17 protein-coding genes are annotated in these 19,978 nt (G+C 21.5%); 5 read left to right on the top strand and 12 right to left on the bottom strand.

Features of this window, described 5'->3' with window-relative positions; genetic code table 11:
* Positions 1–74 precede the first annotated feature (74 nt).
* Together lipA and pyrF are read left to right on the top strand one after the other, a co-directional pair.
* A complete protein-coding gene (lipA, locus tag M3Y47_RS00460) occupies positions 75–935 on the top strand; it encodes a lipoyl synthase (protein ID WP_252839530.1) in 861 nt (286 codons plus the stop codon).
* A gap of 36 nt (positions 936–971) precedes the next feature.
* Positions 972–1,694: an orotidine-5'-phosphate decarboxylase gene (pyrF, locus tag M3Y47_RS00465; protein WP_252839531.1), complete on the top strand. Its 723-nt coding sequence runs from the start codon at positions 972–974 to the stop codon at positions 1,692–1,694.
* Between the two features lie 81 nt (positions 1,695–1,775).
* Here pyrF and sppA read toward each other — a convergent pair whose 3' ends face one another.
* The 8 genes from sppA to M3Y47_RS00505 form a co-directional block, all read right to left on the bottom strand.
* The gene (sppA, locus tag M3Y47_RS00470) at positions 1,776–3,647 is read right to left on the bottom strand and encodes a signal peptide peptidase SppA (RefSeq protein WP_252839532.1); all 1,872 of its coding nucleotides are present in this window, start codon (positions 3,645–3,647) and stop codon (positions 1,776–1,778) included.
* A 161-nt stretch (positions 3,648–3,808) separates the two neighbouring features.
* Positions 3,809–4,183: an acyl-CoA thioester hydrolase YciA gene (gene yciA / locus M3Y47_RS00475; RefSeq protein ID WP_252839630.1), complete on the bottom strand. Its 375-nt coding sequence runs from the start codon at positions 4,181–4,183 to the stop codon at positions 3,809–3,811.
* A 40-nt stretch (positions 4,184–4,223) separates the two neighbouring features.
* Positions 4,224–4,850 carry a septation protein IspZ gene (locus M3Y47_RS00480; RefSeq protein WP_252839533.1) on the bottom strand — a complete coding sequence of 209 codons (627 nt, stop codon included), beginning with the start codon at positions 4,848–4,850 and terminating at the stop codon, positions 4,224–4,226.
* An 87-nt stretch (positions 4,851–4,937) separates the two neighbouring features.
* Entirely contained in the window at positions 4,938–5,744 is an 807-nt protein-coding gene (gene trpA / locus M3Y47_RS00485; RefSeq protein ID WP_354667626.1) for a tryptophan synthase subunit alpha, read from the bottom strand.
* Positions 5,737–6,954 carry a tryptophan synthase subunit beta gene (trpB, locus tag M3Y47_RS00490; protein WP_252839535.1) on the bottom strand — a complete coding sequence of 406 codons (1,218 nt, stop codon included), beginning with the start codon at positions 6,952–6,954 and terminating at the stop codon, positions 5,737–5,739. Before trpB ends, trpA begins: the two co-directional genes overlap by 8 nt.
* Positions 6,951–8,330 (bottom strand): bifunctional indole-3-glycerol-phosphate synthase TrpC/phosphoribosylanthranilate isomerase TrpF, encoded by a 1,380-nt coding sequence (gene trpCF / locus M3Y47_RS00495; RefSeq protein WP_252839536.1) that lies wholly within the window; start codon positions 8,328–8,330, stop codon positions 6,951–6,953. Before trpCF ends, trpB begins: the two co-directional genes overlap by 4 nt.
* Positions 8,312–9,334 (bottom strand): anthranilate phosphoribosyltransferase, encoded by a 1,023-nt coding sequence (gene trpD, locus M3Y47_RS00500; protein ID WP_252839537.1) that lies wholly within the window; start codon positions 9,332–9,334, stop codon positions 8,312–8,314. The genes trpCF and trpD overlap by 19 nt, the downstream gene beginning before the upstream one ends.
* A gap of 277 nt (positions 9,335–9,611) precedes the next feature.
* On the bottom strand, positions 9,612–10,388 hold the full coding sequence (locus M3Y47_RS00505) for an inositol monophosphatase family protein (protein WP_252839538.1): 777 nt from the start codon (positions 10,386–10,388) through the stop codon (positions 9,612–9,614).
* Between the two features lie 209 nt (positions 10,389–10,597).
* Between M3Y47_RS00505 and hisS the strand changes: the two genes are divergently transcribed.
* A complete protein-coding gene (hisS, locus tag M3Y47_RS00510; RefSeq protein ID WP_252839539.1) occupies positions 10,598–11,875 on the top strand; it encodes a histidine--tRNA ligase in 1,278 nt (425 codons plus the stop codon).
* A gap of 65 nt (positions 11,876–11,940) precedes the next feature.
* Entirely contained in the window at positions 11,941–13,194 is a 1,254-nt protein-coding gene (gene glyA, locus M3Y47_RS00515; RefSeq protein ID WP_252839540.1) for a serine hydroxymethyltransferase, read from the top strand.
* Between the two features lie 263 nt (positions 13,195–13,457).
* Here glyA and bioB read toward each other — a convergent pair whose 3' ends face one another.
* The 3 genes from bioB to mfd form a co-directional block, all read right to left on the bottom strand.
* Positions 13,458–14,474 carry a biotin synthase BioB gene (gene bioB, locus M3Y47_RS00520; RefSeq protein WP_252839541.1) on the bottom strand — a complete coding sequence of 339 codons (1,017 nt, stop codon included), beginning with the start codon at positions 14,472–14,474 and terminating at the stop codon, positions 13,458–13,460.
* A 369-nt stretch (positions 14,475–14,843) separates the two neighbouring features.
* Complete coding sequence (locus M3Y47_RS00525; RefSeq protein ID WP_252839542.1) at positions 14,844–15,842, bottom strand: beta-propeller fold lactonase family protein; 999 nt, start codon at positions 15,840–15,842, stop codon at positions 14,844–14,846.
* Positions 15,843–15,883: 41 nt separating this feature from the next.
* A complete protein-coding gene (mfd, locus tag M3Y47_RS00530) occupies positions 15,884–17,941 on the bottom strand; it encodes a transcription-repair coupling factor (RefSeq protein WP_252839543.1) in 2,058 nt (685 codons plus the stop codon).
* Positions 17,942–18,349: 408 nt separating this feature from the next.
* Between mfd and gap the strand changes: the two genes are divergently transcribed.
* Positions 18,350–19,345 carry a type I glyceraldehyde-3-phosphate dehydrogenase gene (gap, locus tag M3Y47_RS00535; RefSeq protein ID WP_252839544.1) on the top strand — a complete coding sequence of 332 codons (996 nt, stop codon included), beginning with the start codon at positions 18,350–18,352 and terminating at the stop codon, positions 19,343–19,345.
* Positions 19,346–19,428: 83 nt separating this feature from the next.
* Here gap and fldA read toward each other — a convergent pair whose 3' ends face one another.
* A complete protein-coding gene (gene fldA, locus M3Y47_RS00540; protein ID WP_252839545.1) occupies positions 19,429–19,938 on the bottom strand; it encodes a flavodoxin FldA in 510 nt (169 codons plus the stop codon).
* Positions 19,939–19,978: the final 40 nt, after the last annotated feature.

A 19,978-nucleotide genomic window follows, 5' to 3' on the forward strand; every position in this document is an offset into this window, starting at 1 on the left:
CAGAAATATTTATGCAAATGTTTAAATAAAATAATTTTTTATCATGATTTTGATATTAATTTGAGATTTTATATATGTTAAATAAACCAAATTGGATAAAAATAAAATTTCCTTCTGATTCTTCTCAGATTAAGAATATTAAAAAAATTTTGAATAAATATTCTTTAAATACTGTTTGTCAAGAAGCTCAATGTCCCAATTTAACCGAGTGTTTCAATAATAAAACTGCTACTTTCATGATTTTAGGATCTATTTGTACAAGAAAATGTCCTTTTTGCGCAGTTAATAAAGGAAGACCTTTAAATATTGATAAGGATGAACCCCGTAGATTAGCTCGTGTTATTTCATATATGAATTTAAAATATGTTGTTATAACATCTGTTAATCGTGATGATTTAAAAGATGGAGGATCTATTCAATTTTTAAAATGTATTAGAAAAATAAGACAGATAAAAAATATTAAAATTGAAATATTAGTTCCAGATTTTCGTAGAAAAATAAATATTGCTTTAGAAATTATAGGAAAAAGTTTACCAGATGTTTTTAATCATAATTTAGAAAATGTACCCAGATTGTATAATCGTATTCGTCCAGGAGCAAATTATTTAAATTCTTTAAAACTATTATATAATTTTAATAAAAAATTTCCAGAAATTCCAACAAAATCAGGATTAATGGTAGGTTTAGGAGAAACTAATAAAGAAATTTTTCAAGTTATGCAAGACCTTTATGATAATGGTGTATCTATGTTAACTATTGGTCAATATCTTCAACCGAGTAAAAATCATTTTCCTGTTCAAAGATATGTCAATTTTTTAGAATTTGATCAAATAAAAAGAAAAGCTTTTTCTATAGGTTTTAAATATGTGTTTTGCGGTCCTTTAGTAAGATCTTCATATCATGCGAAAAATCAATATATAAAAAATAGTTTATAATTTTCATATCAAAGTTTTTTCTAAAGAGGTTTTAAATTGTTATATAAAAATATTAAAAAAAAAGTTTTTACAAAAATTATTATTGCTTTAGATTATTCAAATGAAAAAAAAGCTTTAAATCTCATTAAGATATTAGATCCACAAATTTATAAAATTAAGATTGGGAAAGAGATGTTTTTTTTATTAGGAATAGATTTTGTAAAAAAAATTATTAATTTAGGATTTAAGGTTTTTTTAGATTTAAAATTACATGATATTCCAAATACTGTTTTTAAAGCAATTATTTCACTTTCTAAACTAAATTTATGGATGATTAGCGTACATGCTTTGGGAGGAAAAAAAATGATGGAATTTGCGAAATCTGCTGTTTCTTATTTTCAAAAAAAACCTCCTTTACTTGTTGCTATAACTGTTTTAAGCAGTTTATCAGAATTTGATATGCAAGAATTAGGGATTTTTAATGCAATTAATAAACAAGTTTTATTATTATTAAAATTATCACAAAAAGTAGGTTTAGATGGAATCGTATGTCCAGGAAATTCCGTAAAATATATTAAAAACTCTTTAAAGAAAAATTATAAAATTATTACTCCTGGTATTCGTCTAGAAGAAAGTTCATTAAATGATCAAAAAAATGTTATTACTCCTGAACAAGCAATAACTTATAAAATAAATTATATTGTATTAGGAAGAATTATTACTTGTTCTAAAAATCCTCTACAAGTTTTAAAAAAAATTAATTCATTAATTATGAAATAAAAATTATATTACTCACAATAATAAATTTTTTTATAAAAAGAAATTTTTTCATTTGTGAGCAATTAAATTTTTTACAGAATTTTATTTTTCGAAATATATGAATCTTCGTTCTGGATGATTGATAATATAAATTATATCTGTGTATTTTTCATCAAATTTTATTTGGTTGAATATATCTTTTGATAAATATGTTTTCATTATATTGATAATAAATTTTTTTATATACTCGTTAGATATAGCATGTGCATCAGAAATATTTGTATTGTTTTGTTGTGTATTTAGAAAAATTATGTGAGCAGACTTCGTTTGTATCATATTTTTTGCTTTGTCAATAGCATGATCTAAGTCTCCAATTTCATCTACTAATCCATTATCTTTTGCTTGTGTTCCTGTCCATACTTTACCTTGAGCAATTTTTTCAACTTGTTTGATAGTTAAATGTCTAGATTCAGATACTATTTTTAAAAATTTTTGATAATTTTTTTCAATACTTTGTTGTATTAATTTTTTAGCTTCTGGTGATAATTCTTTTGTAGGATCTATTTTATTAGGTATATTTGGAATTTCAACACCATCATAGTTTATTCCAAGTTTTTTTAAACATTTTTCAAATGTACAAATTATTTTAAAGACTCCAATCGATCCAGTAATCGTTGACTGATCAGCAATAATGTAATCTCCAGCTGTTGAAATCCAATATCCTCCAGAAGCAGCAACTCCTCCCATTAATATTATTACTGGTTTTTTAGAAGTATTTTTAAAATTATTTATTTCTTTTCTTATTTTTTCTGATTCATATACTCCGCCTCCAGGACTATTTATATATAAAATTAAAGCTTTAATATCATTATTATTTTTTGCAAATTCTATTTCTTCAATTGTTTTATCGATATTAATTCTATTTTTTTCACGCTGGTCGCTGATGAGCGTTCCGTTATTTACAATTACCGCTATAGTTTTATCTGAATCTTTATTTTGTTCTTCAATAATCTTTTTATTATATTGATATATACTTATGGATGGATAATTTTCATTTTTAATGAATTTAGAAAATTTTTTATGGATTATTTGTTCAGCTGTTTTTTTTGTAATAACAAAATCTACTAAACCACATGAGCAAGCAAATTGTGCTAAATCTTCTTCTAATATTTTTTTCTTATAATTTTGGTTTAAAAAATAATCAAAAATTAATTTTTGTGAAATATTTCTATTTTTAGAAATGTCTAAAGTATAATTATTCCATAGACTGTTTATATATTTAAGTTCAAATTTTTTTACATCTTCAGGAGTTTTATCTTCGGATAAAACGTCTGGAGCAGATTTATATTTCCCTTCTTTAAAGACATGAACATGAATTTCGAATAATTTTAGAAAATTTTTCAAAAAAAATTTTTTATGAGATATTCCCTCTAAATCAACACTTCCGTGATTTTCTAAAAATATTGAATCTGCAAAACTAGCTAGATAGTATTGTGCTTGATTATATGATGCTGCTTCAACATAAATTGGTTTTTTTGCCTCATGTATTTTTTGTAAATATTTTCCGAAATAAGATAGAGATGCAAAACTTCCTCCTTGAAAATCCTTTAAATCTAATAATACTCCTTTGACATTTGGATCTAAAATAGCATTCTTCATTTTATCGACTAAAACAAATACAGAATTTGGATCGAGTTCATCAGAAGTATGATTTTTTTTATGTGATGATGATAATATATGATATTTAGAAATATGATAGTAATCTTCTTTTAATTTACCATGAAGATCAATTCTTAATATTCCAGGGGAAGTTAAATAATTCGGTTTAATGAAATAAAAACGGTGCACTACAACAAAAATACTTATTAAAAATAAAATTGCTAAAAAAATGTTTACAAAGATATTTTTTATGTATCTTATACACGTAATAATTAATAAAAAAAAGTTTGTTAATGTTTTCGATATTGTTTTCATAAAATTCGCTTAATAATGTTGATTTTTTTAAAAAAATTTTATATATTGAAATTATTTTTAAATGTTTTTTTTAAATATAACATATTTAAAATACAAATAATAAAATAATTTTTTAAGAAATTTAAAATTTTTATTAAAAATAAAATAGTTTATTTTTTGTATTATATAAATTTTTTCTTATTAAACTTTCTTGGTTTTCCTGATTTATCTATAGCAACATATATAAAAGTACCATAAGTAGATAAATATTTTTCTTTTACTGGTTTTGAATATAATCTTTTTACCCAAATTTCTATTTTTATCCTTATGGAACTAGTTCCTATTTTTATACATTTTCCATAACAATTTATTATATCTCCTATAGATATAGGATGTATAAAATTAATTTTTTTAGCTTGCACAGTGACGACTCTGCCTAATGATATTTGTTTTGCTAAAATAGCTCCTCCTATATCCATTTGTGACATAATCCATCCTCCAAAAACATCTCCATTTGCATTAGTATTATTGGGCATAGCTAATGTTTTTAATAACATGTTTTTTTTTTTTTTAATATTTATGTTTTTTATATTCAACTTAATCTTTTCCTTGAGAATTACATTTATCATTTTTTTTTTTTTTTATAAAAAAGATGTATATCAGTGTCAATAGAAAAAAAATAATGCAAACAATTGGGAAAGCAAAAATTTTATATTTGTTCCATATCTTATTATGTATTTTGCATATTAGATAATAATTTATAATACTTGAAATAATAAAAAATACAGACCAGATAATATTCATTATTTTCCAATGTTTTTTTGGAATATCAATTTTTTTTTCACCAAAAGTTTGTATCATAGTTTTTTTCATAAAAATTTGACTAAATATTGCTAATATTGAGAAAACTCCATAAAAAATAGTATTTTGTAGTTGTAAAAAACTTTTTTTTTTAAAAATTAATGTTAAAAAACTTAATGTCATTAAAATTATAAAATTAATAGTATGTGTTAAATATGAGTCTTTATATAAAATGATCTTTATAATAAAAGAAATTATTAACATAATAATAAAAATTTTCATAGAGAAAATCAGATTATATCCTTGATATACAGTACATAGAGATAATGTAGGTAAATAATTTAGAAATAACCTTATTGCCATGTGAAAAATTATTTTACGCATGTTGATTAAGTTTTTGGATATTTTTTTAGAATAAGACATTTTTTTTTTTTTTTTTTGTTTTTAAAAAGTAAACAATTTATTTTTTTTTATAAATTATTTTAAAGATTTTTGCATAAAATAAATAACTTATAAAATGAGTTTTTTTTTAAAATTTTTACATAGTTCTTTAATTTTAGTAAACATTTTTTGATTATTTGTTAAATATTTATTTATTATAGAAATTATTTCTGATCCACAAATAATTCCTGAAATTCCTAATTTTAATATTTTTTTTATATTAGTATTATGAGTAATTCCAAAACCGTTTAGAATAGGAGATGAATTATATTTTTTTAATTTAGAGATAATTTTTTTATTTAATTTTTGTTTATTCTTATTTATTCCAGTAACTCCTGTTCTAGAAACTAAATATACATAATCTATACTATATTTCGAAATTTTTTTAATTAATTGAGTATTCGCATTTGGAGGGCAAATATATATTGAAGATATTTTATATTTATCTCCATACTTTCTAAATTCATTTGATTCTTCTATAGGTAAATCTGGTATTAAAATAGAATCTATTTTTGTATATAAACAACGAGAATAAAATTTTTTAATTCCCATGCGTAATATTAAATTTGCATAGATCAATAAACCGATAGGAAGATGTGTATTTTGTTCTCTTATTTTTTTTATACAATGGAAATAGTTTTTTATTGTGATATTATTTTGTAAAGCTCTAAAATTAGCTTTTTGTATAATTGGTCCATCAGCTATAGGATCTGAAAATGGTATGCTTATTTCTAATGCATCTGCTCCATGTAAAATAGTATTTTGAATAATTTCCATAGATTTTTTTAATGTCGGATATCCTAATATTAAAAAAGGAACAAAACATCCTTTTTTCAAAGAAATATTTTTTTTAAACATATTTTGATATCTATTTATTTTTTCTATACGTCTCATTTTGTTCATTTTTTTTCTTATTCTCAAAGTTTTTTATTGTTTTTAAATCTTTATCACCTCTTCCTGATAAATTTACAATTAAAATTTGTTTTTTTACATGATCTTTTTTCATTAGTTTTATAGCATATGCTAATGCATGAGACGATTCTAATGCAGGTATAATACCTTCTTTTTTTGATAATGTTCTAAATGCATGAACAGCTTCTTCATCAGTAATAGAAACATATTTTGCTATTTTTTTTTCCTTCAGAAAAACATGTTCTGGACCGACTGATGGAAAATCTAAACCAGAAGAAATGGACCAAGATTCTTTGATTTGCCCTTCTTTAGATTGCAAAATTAAAGATTTCATTCCAAATGATATTCCTGTTTTTCCTTTCTTTAAAGCTGCACTATGTTTTTTTGTGTGTATTCCTTTTCCTCCTGCTTCTACTCCTATTAATGATACGGATTTATATTTTATAAAGGGAGAAAACATTCCAATTGCATTTGATCCACCTCCAACACAAGCTATGATAGAATCAGGCATTTTATTTTCTTTTACTAAAATTTGTTTTAATGTTTCTTTTCCAATAATTTTCTGAAAATATTTTACAATTGTTGGATATGGATGTGGACCTGTTACTGTTCCAAGCATATAATGTGAATTTTCATAATTTTTTGACCAATCTCTCATAGCTTCATTACAAGCGTCTTTTAATGTTCCACTTCCAGAATATACAGGAACAACTTTTGCTCCCATTAATTCCATTCTTTGTACGTTTAAAGATTGTCTTTCAACATCTTTTATTCCCATATATATTTTGCATTTTAAATTTAATCTTGCGCATATAATTGCCGAAGCTACTCCGTGTTGTCCGGCTCCTGTTTCAGCAATAATTTTTTTTTTCTTCATACTTAATGCTAATAAAGCTTGACCTAATACTTGATTCGTTTTATGTGCACCACCGTGAAGTAAATCTTCTCTTTTAAGATATATTTTAGTTTGTGTATTTTTTGTAATATTGTTACATAAAGTAAGTGGAGTTGGTCTTCCTGCAAAATCTTGTAATAAATTTTTTAAAGTTAATCTAAAATTTTTATTATTTTTAACTTTTAAAAAAGAATTTTCTAGTTGATTTAAAGCTGGAATAAGAATTTCTGGAACGTATCTTCCTCCAAACTCTCCAAAATATTTATTTAATTTAGTCATATTTTATTTTTTTCAAAATTACGAAGAATACAGAAAATTTTTTTTATTTTTCTTTTATCTTTAATACCAATTTTTTTTTCTACTCCAGAATTAAAGTCTAATCCAAAACAACCTATATGAGAAGCTTTTTTACAATTTTTTATATTTAAACCTCCAGATAAAATAATTTTTTTTTTATTTTCTTTTCTTAATATATTCCAATCAAAAGATTTTCCACTTCCTGGAATATGATTATCAAATAAGTATTTATTAATTTCTTTATTTTTCTGATAGAAGTATTTATTATTTTTTACATTAATAGATTTCCAAATTTTTATTTTTTTTCCAACATTTTTTTTTAATAATTTTATATATTCTATATCTTCTTCTCCATGTAATTGAATAATTTTTAAATTTAATGAAAATATTTTTTCTAAGAGATAATCAATTTTTTGATTTTGAAATACACCAACAAATAAAAAATCTTTTATTTTTATAATTGTATTAGATATTTCTTTATTAATTTTCCGAGGAGAATTTTTACAAAAAATTAATCCTCCATAAGTTGCACCGTATTTTTTTGCATATTCAGCATCTTTGTATCGAGTTAATCCACAAATTTTATTATGACCAAAAATTATTTTTTTAGTGGCAAGTTCTAAATTTTTTGCTTTCATTAAACTGGAACCAATTAAAAAACCATTAACAAAAGAACTCAACTTTTTTATATGTGAATTTTTAGAAATTCCAGATTCACTAATAATAATGCTTTTATTTTTAATAAAAGGAGATAAATTTTTAGTTTGATTAATGTTAATAGAGAAATCTTTTAAATTTCTATTATTAATTCCAATTACTTGAGCATTAAGTTTTAAAGCTCTTTTTAGTTCTTTTAAATTACTTATTTCAGTTAAAATACCTAGATTTAATTTTTTTGATAAATTCGATAAATATATATATTGACTATCGTTAAGAATAGAAAGTATTAATAAAACAGCATCTGCTTGATAATATCTAGATAAATATATTTGATACGGATCAAAAATAAAATCTTTACATAAAATTGGTTGTTTAACATCATTTCTAATGATAGAGATGTTTTTTATATTTCCATGAAAATAATTTTCTTCTGTAACAACTGAAATTACAGAGGAGTATTTTTTATAAACTTTAGCAATTCTTTTTAAATCAAATTTTTTATTAATTATTCCTAATGAAGGAGAAGATTTTTTACATTCTAAAATGAATGCAGGTGTTTTTTTTTTTAAACAATGAATAAAATTTCTTGTTTTAATTGAAATATTTTTTTTTATATGTTTTATTGGAATATGTATTTTTTTATTATCAATCCATTGTTTTTTTTTACATAAAATTTCTTTTAAGATTGTTTTTTGCATAAACTTCCTATTTTAGAAATTTTTTTAATTAATTTATATATTTTACCACTTTTAATGATATCTAAACTATTTTGAGTATTTTTTTTTAAATTTTTTTTTCCGAAAATAAATAATAAAAGTGCTGTATTTATTGCGATTATTTCATTTTGTTCAGTTGTCCCTTTCCCTTTAAATATTTTTTTTAAAGTTAAAAAATTTTTATTTAAAGATTGTTTTTTTAGAATATTTTTTTTTTTCCATTTTATTCCAAAATCTTCAGGAGTTAATATATACGATTGAGCTTTTTTTTTCCGAATTTGTGTAACATACGTAATATCGTGTAGTGTAGCTTCATCTGTATGATCACTATTAATTACTAAAACATTTTTATAATTTAATGAACGAATAGTATTAGATAACAGTATCATTTTTTTTTTACTGTAAACTCCAATAACGCTTAATTTTGGTTGAGACGGGTTTAAAAGAGGGCCTGTTAGATTAAAAAAAGTTCTTGTTTTTAATTGTGATCTAACTTTTTTAACATTTTTATATACAGGATTATATTTTTGTGCGTGTAAAAAACAAATATTAAATTTTTCTAATATTTTTTGAGATAACTTTTTTGACATTTTTGAATTAATATTAAACATTTCTAAAATATTAGAAGATCCAGAAATACTAGTAACGCTTTCATTGCAGTGTTTAATAATTTTAAATCCTAATAAAGATGCTACTAAAGCGCTTGAAGTCGAAATATTTATTCCTTGATTATAATCTCCTCCTGTTCCAACTATATCTGCGTATAATTCTTTCTTAAGCACGTGGAATTTATTTATCATTTTTAGACATGCTTTTATAGTTCCTAAAATTTCTTCTTTTGTTAAACCTTTTATTTTAATTGCAGTAATAATACTAGATATTTCTATATTACTGATTTTTTTTTTTCCAATATAAGATATGATCTTATACATTTCACTTATTTGAAGATTTTTTTTTTTATATAATTTTTGAATAATTGTTTTCATATTTATTAATATTTTAGATATTTTTAGAAATTCATTATTAAAAATTTTATATATTTCAAGAAAACTAATACATAATTTTTTATATTTTATTATCTATAATAACATATAAAATATTTCTATATATTAAGATCATTTTTTTGATAAAAAATATTTTTTTTATTTTTAATAAAAAATTTTATAACAAATAAAATTTTCTATATATTAATTTTTTGATATTATGAAAATTTTTTATTATTTAATTTTTTTGTGTATTATTTTATTTGAATAAATGATTAAATTATCGTATTAATTTAATTTTTGAAATGATTAATTTAATAAATTTTACATTATTAGCAATAATTGTAATATTATTGTTATAATTATATCCTCCGTGATAATCACTAATAATTCCTCCTGATTCTTTTATTTGCAAAATTCCCGAATAGTAATTATTTATTTTAAAATTTTTTTCTAATATAAAATCTATCCTTCCATCCGCTAAATATGCTAAATCTAATGCTAAAACACTACTATTTCTTAAAATCACTCCATGAGAAAAAAATTCTTTTAAAATATTTAAATACATTTTATTTTTTTTATTAAAAATATTTTTTATTTTTAATGATAAAAAACTATTTTTTAAAGAGTTTTGTTTAGAGCATCGCATTCTATATCCATTCACTTGAGCTCCATTTCCTCGCACTGCAGTAAAAATTTCGTTTTTTAATGGATCATATATAACTGAAAAACTTATTTTATTTTTTATAAAAATGACAATAGAAATACAAAAAATTGGATATCTTTTTGTAAAATTTTTTTTTCCATGAAGAACGTTAATAATCCAAGTAGGATGAATAAATTTTTTGAATTCTAAATTTTTTTTATAAGTGAGAATATGATGTTGAGGGTAAAATTTTTTTATTAATTCTATAATAGAATTATTAGCTATATTAATTTTTTTATTTAAAAAATTTTTATTTTCATAATAGTCAAATATTTTTTTATCATACGATTGAGTAATTTGATTTCCTCCTTGACGAGCTGCTTGTATAGCAATATTTAAAATAGGATACATTTGTTTTCCTGTATTTTAGAATTTATCATTATTAAACATCAAATTTTAAATTTTTCTTATCAGTAGAATTATAAATATTTTTTATTGGAAAAAGCAATTTTAAAAAAAAGAATTCTTTATTTTATATAATTTTCTTAGTATATAATACTATTCAATAATAAAAAAATTGATACTTAATAAAGTTTTAAAATATTTTTTAAAGAGATAATATGATTATTAAAAGAATACAGTCTGTCAAAGGTATGCATGATTATCTTCCAGAAGAATTAAATGTTTGGAATACTACTGAATCTGTATTAAAAAAAATTTTTAAAAATTATGGATATTGTGAAATTCGATTACCAATATTAGAAAAGACGAAATTGTTTACAAGATCAATTGGAGAAATAACTGATATTATAGAAAAAGAGATGTATACTTTTAACGATCGTAATAAAAAAAGTCTGACATTGCGTCCAGAATCTACTACTTGTTGTGTACGAGCTATTTTAGAAAATAATCTTTTAAAAAATATTAAACAACGTTTTTGGTATTTCGGACCCATGTTTAGATATGAAAAACCTCAGAAAGGAAGATATAGACAATTTTATCAATTTGGTTGTGAAATATATGGGTTAAGTAATCCGAAAATAGAATTAGAATTAATTTTATTATTAAATCGTATTTGGAAAATTTTAAAAATTAGTAATAATATTTATTTAGAAATAAATTCTATTGGAACGATTACAGCTAGAGAAAGATATAAAGACGATTTAATTAATTATTTGATATCAAAAAAAAAATTTTTAGATTTAGATTCTCAAAACAGATTATATAAAAACCCTTTAAGAATATTAGATAGTAAAAACAAAAATACACAAAATATTTTAAAAAATGCGCCTGTTTTGTTAGATTATCTTGATGAAAATTCAATTAATAATTTTAATTTCGTTTGTAATTCTATGAAAAAAATTGGTATTTCTTTCAAAATAAATAAAAATCTTATTAGAGGGTTAGATTATTATAATGATATAGTTTTTGAATGGAAAACAAAAATTCCTAAATTAGGATCTCAAAATACAATTTGTGCTGGAGGAAGATATGATAAATTAATCCAAATTTTAGGTGGTCCTAAGACTCCCGCTTTAGGATGTGCAATCGGAATGGAAAGATTAATTGCAATTATTAATGCAAAAAAAAATATTTCTCGAGAAATTATTACTGACATATATATCATATCAACAATTTTAGAAGAAAACGTGAAATTTATTCAATATATAGAAAAAATTAGGAAAAATTTTTTTCAATTAAGTATAGTTGAAGATTTGAATATTGGTTCAGTAAACAAAAAAATCATCAGAGCAAGAAAATTTAAACCAAAAATAATTCTTCTTATTAATGATGTATTATTTGAAAAAAATATGATTGAAATAAAATATTTTGATAAAAAATATTCAAAAATTATTCCAATGAAAGATATTATATTTTTTTTAAAAAGTTTCTTTTAAAAAATAAATTTTTATTTAACAAATTTTTAATTTTACTAATTTAATTATGCATTATAAGGATATTTATGTTAATCAAACAAAAATATGATAAAAATGACAAAATATGGAAAATTCTTCATAAAGAAAGAAAGAGACAAAACAATAGTTTAACTTTAATAGCTTCAGAAAATTATGCTAGTTATGAAGTAATGAAAGCGCAAGGATCTATTTTAACAAATAAGTATGCTGAAGGTTATCCAAATAAGAGATATTATGGAGGATGTAAATATGTAGATATTATAGAAAATATAGCTATTAATAGAGCAAAAGATTTATTTAAATCTGAATATGCTAATGTGCAACCACATTCTGGTTCACAAGCAAATTTTGCTGTTTACAATGCATTATTAGATCCTCGAGATAAAATATTAGGAATGAATTTATCTGATGGAGGTCATTTAACTCATGGATCATTAATAAATTTTTCAGGAAAATTATATAAATCTTTTTCATATAAATTAAATAGAAACGAAGAAATTGATTATTCAAAGTTGCGTGATTTAGCAAGAAAACATCATCCTAAAATGATAATAAGTGGGTTTTCTTCTTATTCTGGAATATGTAATTGGAAAAAATTAAGAGAAATATCTGATGAGATTGGTGCGTATTTAATAGCTGATATTTCTCATGTAGCAGGATTAATTGTATCTGGTTTATATCCAAGCCCAATAAATTATGCACATGTTGTAACAACAACAACGCATAAAACTTTATCTGGTCCGAGAGGAGGATTAATTTTATCTAATGAAGGTGATAAAATTTTATATGATAAGTTAAATAAATCCGTTTTTCCTGGGTCACAGGGTGGACCTTTAATGCATGTAATCGCAGGAAAAGCAATCGCTTTTAAAGAAGCTATGAAGAAAAGCTTTATAAAATATCAAAAACAAATATTAATAAATGCAAAAGTTATGTCACAATATTTTTTAAAAAAAAATTTTAAAATAATTTCTAATAATACATATAATCATTTATTTGTATTAAATTTAACAAATAAAGGAATAACAGGAAAAGAAGCGGAAAAATTTTTAGGTTTATCGAATCTTGTAGTAAATAAAAACTCTATTCCTAAAGATCTACAAAATCCCTTTGTAACTTCAGGAATTAGAATAGGAACTCCTGCTGTTACACGTCGTGGATTAAAAGAAAAGGAATGTGAGAAAATTGCTTATTGGATTACTATATTATTAAATAATTTTAAAGATTATAAAAAAAGTATAAAAATTAAAAAAGAAGTTCTTAAAATGTGTGATTTATATCCTATTTATACTGATTTATAAAAATTTTATAAATAAAAATTTATTTAATTTTTAATTTTAAAAATTTTTTACTATAGAATCAATCGTGAGAATTTTTTTTGAATTTTTTTCTTTCTTTCTTTTTTTTTTTTTTTTTTTTTTTTGATTTTTTTTGTTAAACTTAATTTAATATTTGATTTAAAAAATATATTTTTATTAAGTTTAACATGATCTTTATTTCAATCATAATATAAATATTTGTATATTTTTTAAAATTTTCATATGAAATTATTTTTTTTTAAAAATTATTTAGATGCATCATAAAATAATTTTTTTTGAGAAAAATTTTTATTTAAAAATAATTTTTCATTTGTATGATAGCTTTTTTTTTGTTTTTTTAAATTTAGCATTTTAAATAATTTAATATCTTTTTTTTCACTTTGATTTTTTGTAGTCAGTAGTTTACATCCGTAAAAAATTGAATTTGCTCCAGCCATGAAACACATAGCTTGTGTTTGAAAATCCATTTTTTCTCGTCCTGCTGAAAGTCTAATATAAGATTTTGGAATCATAATTCTCGTTAAAGAAATTATTTTTATAAAATCAAATTTATTTACTTTCTTATTATTTTCTAATGGAGTTCCAGGAACTTTTACTAATAAATTTATTGGTATACTTTCTGGAGGTTGAGATAAATTCGCTAATTCAATTAAGAATTCTAATCTATCTTTTTTTTTCTCACCTAATCCAATAATACCTCCAGAGCAAATTTTCATACCTGATTTACGAATTCTTTTTAATGTTTTTAATCTACTTTGATATGTTCTTGTAGAAATAATTTTAGAATAAAAATTTTCTGAAGTATCAATATTATGATTATAAAAATTTAATCCAGCTTCGTATAATTGATTAGCTTGTTTTTGCGTTAGTTCACCTAATGTCATACACGTTTCTAATCCCATTTTTTTTACTTTTTTAATTATTTTTTGTAAGTAAGGAATATTTTTATCTTTAGGATTTTTCCATGCAGCTCCCATGCAAAAACGATTTGCTCCAGATTTCTTTGCTTTTTGTGCTGCTTTGAGAATTTCTTCTTCTTTTAATAATGGTTCTTTTTTTAAATTAGTTTTATACCTTGCACTTTGAGGACAATATTTACAATCTTCTGGGCATGCTCCTGTTTTAATAGAAAGTAATGTACTAATTTGTATTTCATTTGGGTCAAAATTTTTTCTATGTACAGTTTGAGCTTGATAAATTAAGTCAAAGAATGGTTTATTAAATAATTTTTTTGTTTCTTTTAAAGTCCAATGTTTTTTCATATACTTTCCTACGAAAATAATATTTTATAAAAATTTGAAAAAATTAGAATTTGGAAATTTTAATATTTTTATACATTTATATTGTATAAATTTTTTATTTTAATTAAAAATAAAAATATTTTTTTAAAAATGAAAATAATTTTAATTAAATGTAATTTTTTAATTATCTATATAAAAGTTAAATGTTTCCTTAATTTAGAAAAAATTTTTAAATTTTTAATAGATTTAATAAAATTAATTTATTAAATGCGTATTTTAATAAAGATTTTTTTTAATATTTTTTATTATTCATAAATATTTAAAAAAATAAATTTAATTCTTAATTCTTTTTAAGAAATTATGTAATAAATTTTTTAAATAAGTAATTTTTTAATATAATAAAAATGTTTCAATCCATAAAGGTTCTTTATTAGTTTTTATTTTTTTGATTTTTTTTAAAGATCCACAATTTTTGTTAATTCTATAAATAGAAATTGAATGTGATTTTTGACCAGAGATAATTAAATATTTTCCTTTTTGATCAATATTAAAACTTCTTGGTTGAATTTCAGTATTATATATTTTAATTAATTGTAAAATTCCCGTTTTTTTATTGATTACAAATACAGAAATAGAATTTGATGTTCTTTCACAAGTATATAAAAAGTTTCCACATGGAGAGATATGAATATCAGCAGCCCAATTTTTTTTCAAAGATTTTGGTAAAATATCAATTGTTTGTATTGAATTAAAATTTTTTTCATATAATATTTTTTTTATATCCCATACTTCAATAGTATTATTGAGTTCGTGTAAGACATATAAATATTTTTTGTTCGGATGAATGTCTAAATGTCTAGGACCACTATTTTTTTTAGATTTTAAATAGTATTTTTTTTCTTTATGATTATGAAAATTTTTTATTTTTTCAAAAAATACTTTATCTGATTTCAAAGATGTAAAAAATAAAATTTTGTATTTTTCATGAAAAATAGAAGAATGACAACCTAAAATATTTTTTTTAATTATATATTTTTCTTGTGGGATTCCTTTATCATTTAATTTATGATAGGTAAGACAATTTCCACTATATGAACTGTTAAATAAATATTTTTTAGAAGAATCTAATGAAATATGGTTAGGATTTCCAAATGTTTTTGTTTCATTTATTTTTTTTAATAACCCATCTTTTTGTATTTTATATGTAATAATTCTAGGAATATCTCTGACACCTGCATATATAATTTTTTTTTCATAAAAAATTTTTAATGGTTGTATTTCACTTTTAATATCTATTTGTTGAATTTTTTTAATATTATTTTTATTGAACTGAAATACTTCAATAATATTTTTTCGAGGTAGAGAAATATAAATAATATATTTTTTCATTTTTTTTTTTTATTAAATTTTTTTTAAAATATTATTGTATTTTATAATTGATTTTTTTTTAATTTTAATAAAAATTTTACAATCCATTTAATTTTTTTTGAATCTTTTTTAAATTTTTTATTAAAATGTAAAATATCTTTTTTTAGAAACCAGTATTTTGAATTTTTTTTTAAAAATTTTATGAGCCATTTTATATTAATTTTCTTTGGACAAATAAATTTAATTATTCCGCCTAAAATGTTATATTTAATCGTTTTTATTTGACATTTTTTAGAAATAATTTTGATTTTTGTAATTGATATAAGATTTTTAGCTAATTTAGGTAACTTTCCAAAATTTTTTATTAAATTTAATTTAATTAATTTTAATTCCTGTATCGTACGTGCAGATGATATCTGAAAATAAAAAGATAGTCTTTTATTGACATGTGGAATATAACTTTCTGGTAATATTGCAGGAATTTGTAATTTAATTTCAGTATCTTGGTTTAATAAATCTTGTATTGATTTTTTATTTCCTGTTTTTAAAATTTTAACAGCTTTTTTTAATAAATTCATATATACTTCAATACCAATATTTTTTATATATCCACTTTGTTTGTTTCCTAAGATTTCACCTACTCCTCGAATTTCTAAATCATGATTAGCTAATATAAATCCAGAACTAAAATCTTGAATAGAGCAAATTGATTGTAATCTTTTTTTAGAATTTTTAGATATTTTTTTAACGTTTGAAACTAATAACCATGCGTATGCTTGTTGAGAAGATCTTCCTACTCTTCCACGCAGTTGATGTAATTGTGATAACCCAAAATGATCTGCATTTTCAATGATTATTGTATTAGCTAAAGGTATATCTAATCCATTTTCTATAATTGTTGTACATAAAAGAATATTAAAACGATTATGAGAAAAATCATGAATAATTTTTTTTAATTCTTGTTTTTTCATTTTTCCATGGCCAATTCTAAAATTTCCTTTTGGTATCAGTTTAGATAAATATTTTAATTTTCTTTCAATGTGTTGAACTTTATTATATACGTAATATACTTGTCCTCCTCTATTAATTTCTTTTAAAATAGCTCTTTTAATTATTTTTTTGTTTTTTTTTTTTATAAAGGTTTTTATTAACAATTTTTTATCTGGCGGTGTATTAATAATTGATAAATCACGTATTCCTAAAAGAGACATGTTTAAAGTTCTAGGAATTGGAGTAGCAGTTAAAGTTAATATATCAATGTTATTAAATTTTTGTTTAATATGTTCTTTATGAGATACTCCAAATCTATGTTCCTCATCGATAATTAATAATCCTAAATCATGCCATTTTATTTGATTAAATAAAATTTTATGAGTACCAATAAGAATATTTATTTTTCCTTTTTTAATATTTTTTAAAATAGATTGATGTGTATTTTTTTTTTGAAAACTGGAAAAAACTTCTATTGATATAGAATATTTTGAAAATCTTTCTAGAAAATTTTTATAATGTTGTTGTGCTAATAAAGTTGTTGGTACGAGAATAACAACTTGTTTTTTATTACAACTTGCGATAAAAGCAGCTCGCATTGCTACTTCAGTTTTTCCGAATCCTACATCACCACACACTAAACGATCCATTGGTTTAGAAGAATACATATCATTTAAAACAGAGTTAATAACTTTAGATTGATCTGGTGTAGTTTTGAATGAAAAATCTTTACAAAATTGTAAATATTTTTTTTCATATTTTTTAAAAGAAAAACCTAACTGAGAGGCACGATTAGCATAAATATTCAACAAAATTGATGCATTATCAAAAATTTTTTTAGATATTTTTTGTCGTTCTTTTTTCCAACTTTTCCCTCCTAATCTATGTAAAGGAATTTTGTTTTCATTAATGTTATAATATTTATTAATTAAATGTAATGATGTAACAGGTACATATAATTTATCATTATTAACATATGAAATAATTAAATATTCAGATTTTGTTCCTGCAATTTCTATTGTTGTTAAACCTTTATATCGTCCTATTCCATGTTTAGCATGAATAATTGGTTGATTAATACTTAAATTACATAAATCATTTTTTAATAACGTATTTTTTTTTTTTTTCATAAAATTTAAAAAAAAAGTTTATAAAATCTTTGATTTTTAAAAAATAATTTTACTAAAAAAATTTTAATATATATAGAATATAAAAAATTATTTGATACATAAATTTCAAATATTTAAGATTTTTTTAGCATAATATTCAAAAAATAATTTTTAAATAAGAATTTTATTGATTAATGATAATATATGTTAAAATTAATAAAAAAAATAATTATTTTATTATAATATATTTAAAAAAAATAATAAATTTATTAATTTTAAAACTTTATTTTTATCATGTATGGATATAATTCAATTAAAAATATGAATTATTTAAAATAAGATCTATAAAAAAATTTTTATTATTAATAAAAATCAATTTTTTTATATAATCACTTTAATGACTTTTTGTTTATAAATTTAGGATAAATAATGACTATTAGAGTAGGAATCAACGGTTTTGGAAGAATTGGAAGAATAGTATTCCGTCTTGCGCAAAAAAGACAAGATATTAAAATAATTGCTATTAATGATTTATTAAGTGCAGAATATATAGCTTATATGTTAAAATACGATTCTACACATGGAAATTTTGATGGAAGTATACAGGCAAAATCAGATTCTATTATTGTAAATGGAAAAACTATTCAAGTCACTTCTGAACGTAATCCAGAAAAATTAATTTGGGGTGATTTATCTGTAGATGTTGTTATTGAATCAACAGGTTTTTTTTTAACAAAAGATGAAGCAATAAAACATATTTATGCTGGAGCAAAAAAAGTCGTTATTACAGGACCAACAAAAGATAATACACCGATGTTTGTTAAAGGTGTAAATTTTGATTCATACAAAGGAGAAAAAATTGTTTCAAATGCTTCTTGTACTACGAATTGTTTAGCTCCTCTTGCTAAAATCATAGATAAAGAATTTACTATAATAGAAGGATTAATGACAACTGTGCATGCGACTACTTCTACACAAAAAACAGTGGATGGTGTTTCTTTAAAAGATTGGAGAGGAGGAAGAGGAGCTTTACAAAATATCATACCTTCTTCAACAGGAGCTGCAGCTGCAGTCGGAAAAGTACTTCCTGAGTTATATGGTAAATTAACAGGAATTGCATTTCGTGTTCCAACTGCAAATGTTTCTGTAGTTGATTTAACATGTAAATATAAAATTTCAGCAAACTATGAAGAGATTTGTTCTGTCATTAAAAATGCATCTGAAAATGAAATGAAAGGAATTGTAGGATATATTGATGACCATATTGTTTCTTCTGATCTAAATGGCTCAAAATTAACATCTATTTTTGATGTTCAAGCTGGAGTTTTATTAAATAAAAATTTTGTTAAATTAATTTCTTGGTATGATAATGAAATGGGTTATTCAAGTAAAGTTTTAGATCTTGTAGAACATATTTCTATTTAATTTGATTATGAAACATTAAAATTTTTTATAAAAATATAGGTATATATTTTATTCATATATATACCTAATTAAATTATTTTTTTTTAAAATAAGTTTTTTAAATGTTTTTTAATCCAAGTATGAATTCTTATTTTTGTTAATTCAGGCTGTCTATCTTCATCAATTACTAGACCTAAAAAATTTTTTTTATCAATTAATGCTTTAGAACAATCAAAACAATAATTTTTTGCTGGCCATTTTCCGATTACTTGTGCTCCATTTAAAGAAACTATATCGTATATAAATTTCATTCCATCACAAAAATATTCTCCATAATCTTCTTGATCACCGCATCCAAATATAGCAACTTTTTTATTTTTAAAATTTATTTTTTTTAATTCTGGTAAAAAATCATCCCAATCAGATTGAATTTCTCCATAATACCATGTTGAAACACCTAGAATTAAAATTTCATATTTTAAAATATCTTTTATACAAGATTTAGAGATATCATATAAATCTGATTGATCTTTTCCTATGACTTTATAAATAATTTTAGAAACTTTTTCTGTATTTCCAGTATCAGTTCCGAAAAAAATTCCAATTTTCTTCATGAGTTAAAATTATCCTTATAAATTTAATAATTTTTTATTC

This window comes from Buchnera aphidicola (Sipha maydis), assembly GCF_024029855.1.
In the GTDB taxonomy this organism is placed as follows: Bacteria; Pseudomonadota; Gammaproteobacteria; order Enterobacterales; family Enterobacteriaceae; genus Buchnera_J; species Buchnera_J aphidicola_BI.

What these genes read in the sequence shown, in the direction of transcription:
- lipA (WP_252839530.1), top strand. Translation starts at nt 75, where the DNA reads ATGTTAAATAAACCAAATTGGATAAAAATAAAATTTCCTTCTGATTCT.
- sppA (WP_252839532.1), bottom strand. Translation starts at nt 3,647, where the DNA reads ATGAAAACAATATCGAAAACATTAACAAACTTTTTTTTATTAATTATT.
- yciA (WP_252839630.1), bottom strand. Translation starts at nt 4,183, where the DNA reads ATGTTATTAAAAACATTAGCTATGCCCAATAATACTAATGCAAATGGA.
- M3Y47_RS00480 (WP_252839533.1), bottom strand. Translation starts at nt 4,850, where the DNA reads ATGTCTTATTCTAAAAAAATATCCAAAAACTTAATCAACATGCGTAAA.
- trpB (WP_252839535.1), bottom strand. Translation starts at nt 6,954, where the DNA reads ATGACTAAATTAAATAAATATTTTGGAGAGTTTGGAGGAAGATACGTT.
- trpCF (WP_252839536.1), bottom strand. Translation starts at nt 8,330, where the DNA reads ATGCAAAAAACAATCTTAAAAGAAATTTTATGTAAAAAAAAACAATGG.
- trpD (WP_252839537.1), bottom strand. Translation starts at nt 9,334, where the DNA reads ATGAAAACAATTATTCAAAAATTATATAAAAAAAAAAATCTTCAAATA.
- M3Y47_RS00505 (WP_252839538.1), bottom strand. Translation starts at nt 10,388, where the DNA reads ATGTATCCTATTTTAAATATTGCTATACAAGCAGCTCGTCAAGGAGGA.
- hisS (WP_252839539.1), top strand. Translation starts at nt 10,598, where the DNA reads ATGATTATTAAAAGAATACAGTCTGTCAAAGGTATGCATGATTATCTT.
- glyA (WP_252839540.1), top strand. Translation starts at nt 11,941, where the DNA reads ATGTTAATCAAACAAAAATATGATAAAAATGACAAAATATGGAAAATT.
- bioB (WP_252839541.1), bottom strand. Translation starts at nt 14,474, where the DNA reads ATGAAAAAACATTGGACTTTAAAAGAAACAAAAAAATTATTTAATAAA.
- M3Y47_RS00525 (WP_252839542.1), bottom strand. Translation starts at nt 15,842, where the DNA reads ATGAAAAAATATATTATTTATATTTCTCTACCTCGAAAAAATATTATT.
- mfd (WP_252839543.1), bottom strand. Translation starts at nt 17,941, where the DNA reads ATGAAAAAAAAAAAAAATACGTTATTAAAAAATGATTTATGTAATTTA.
- gap (WP_252839544.1), top strand. Translation starts at nt 18,350, where the DNA reads ATGACTATTAGAGTAGGAATCAACGGTTTTGGAAGAATTGGAAGAATA.
- fldA (WP_252839545.1), bottom strand. Translation starts at nt 19,938, where the DNA reads ATGAAGAAAATTGGAATTTTTTTCGGAACTGATACTGGAAATACAGAA.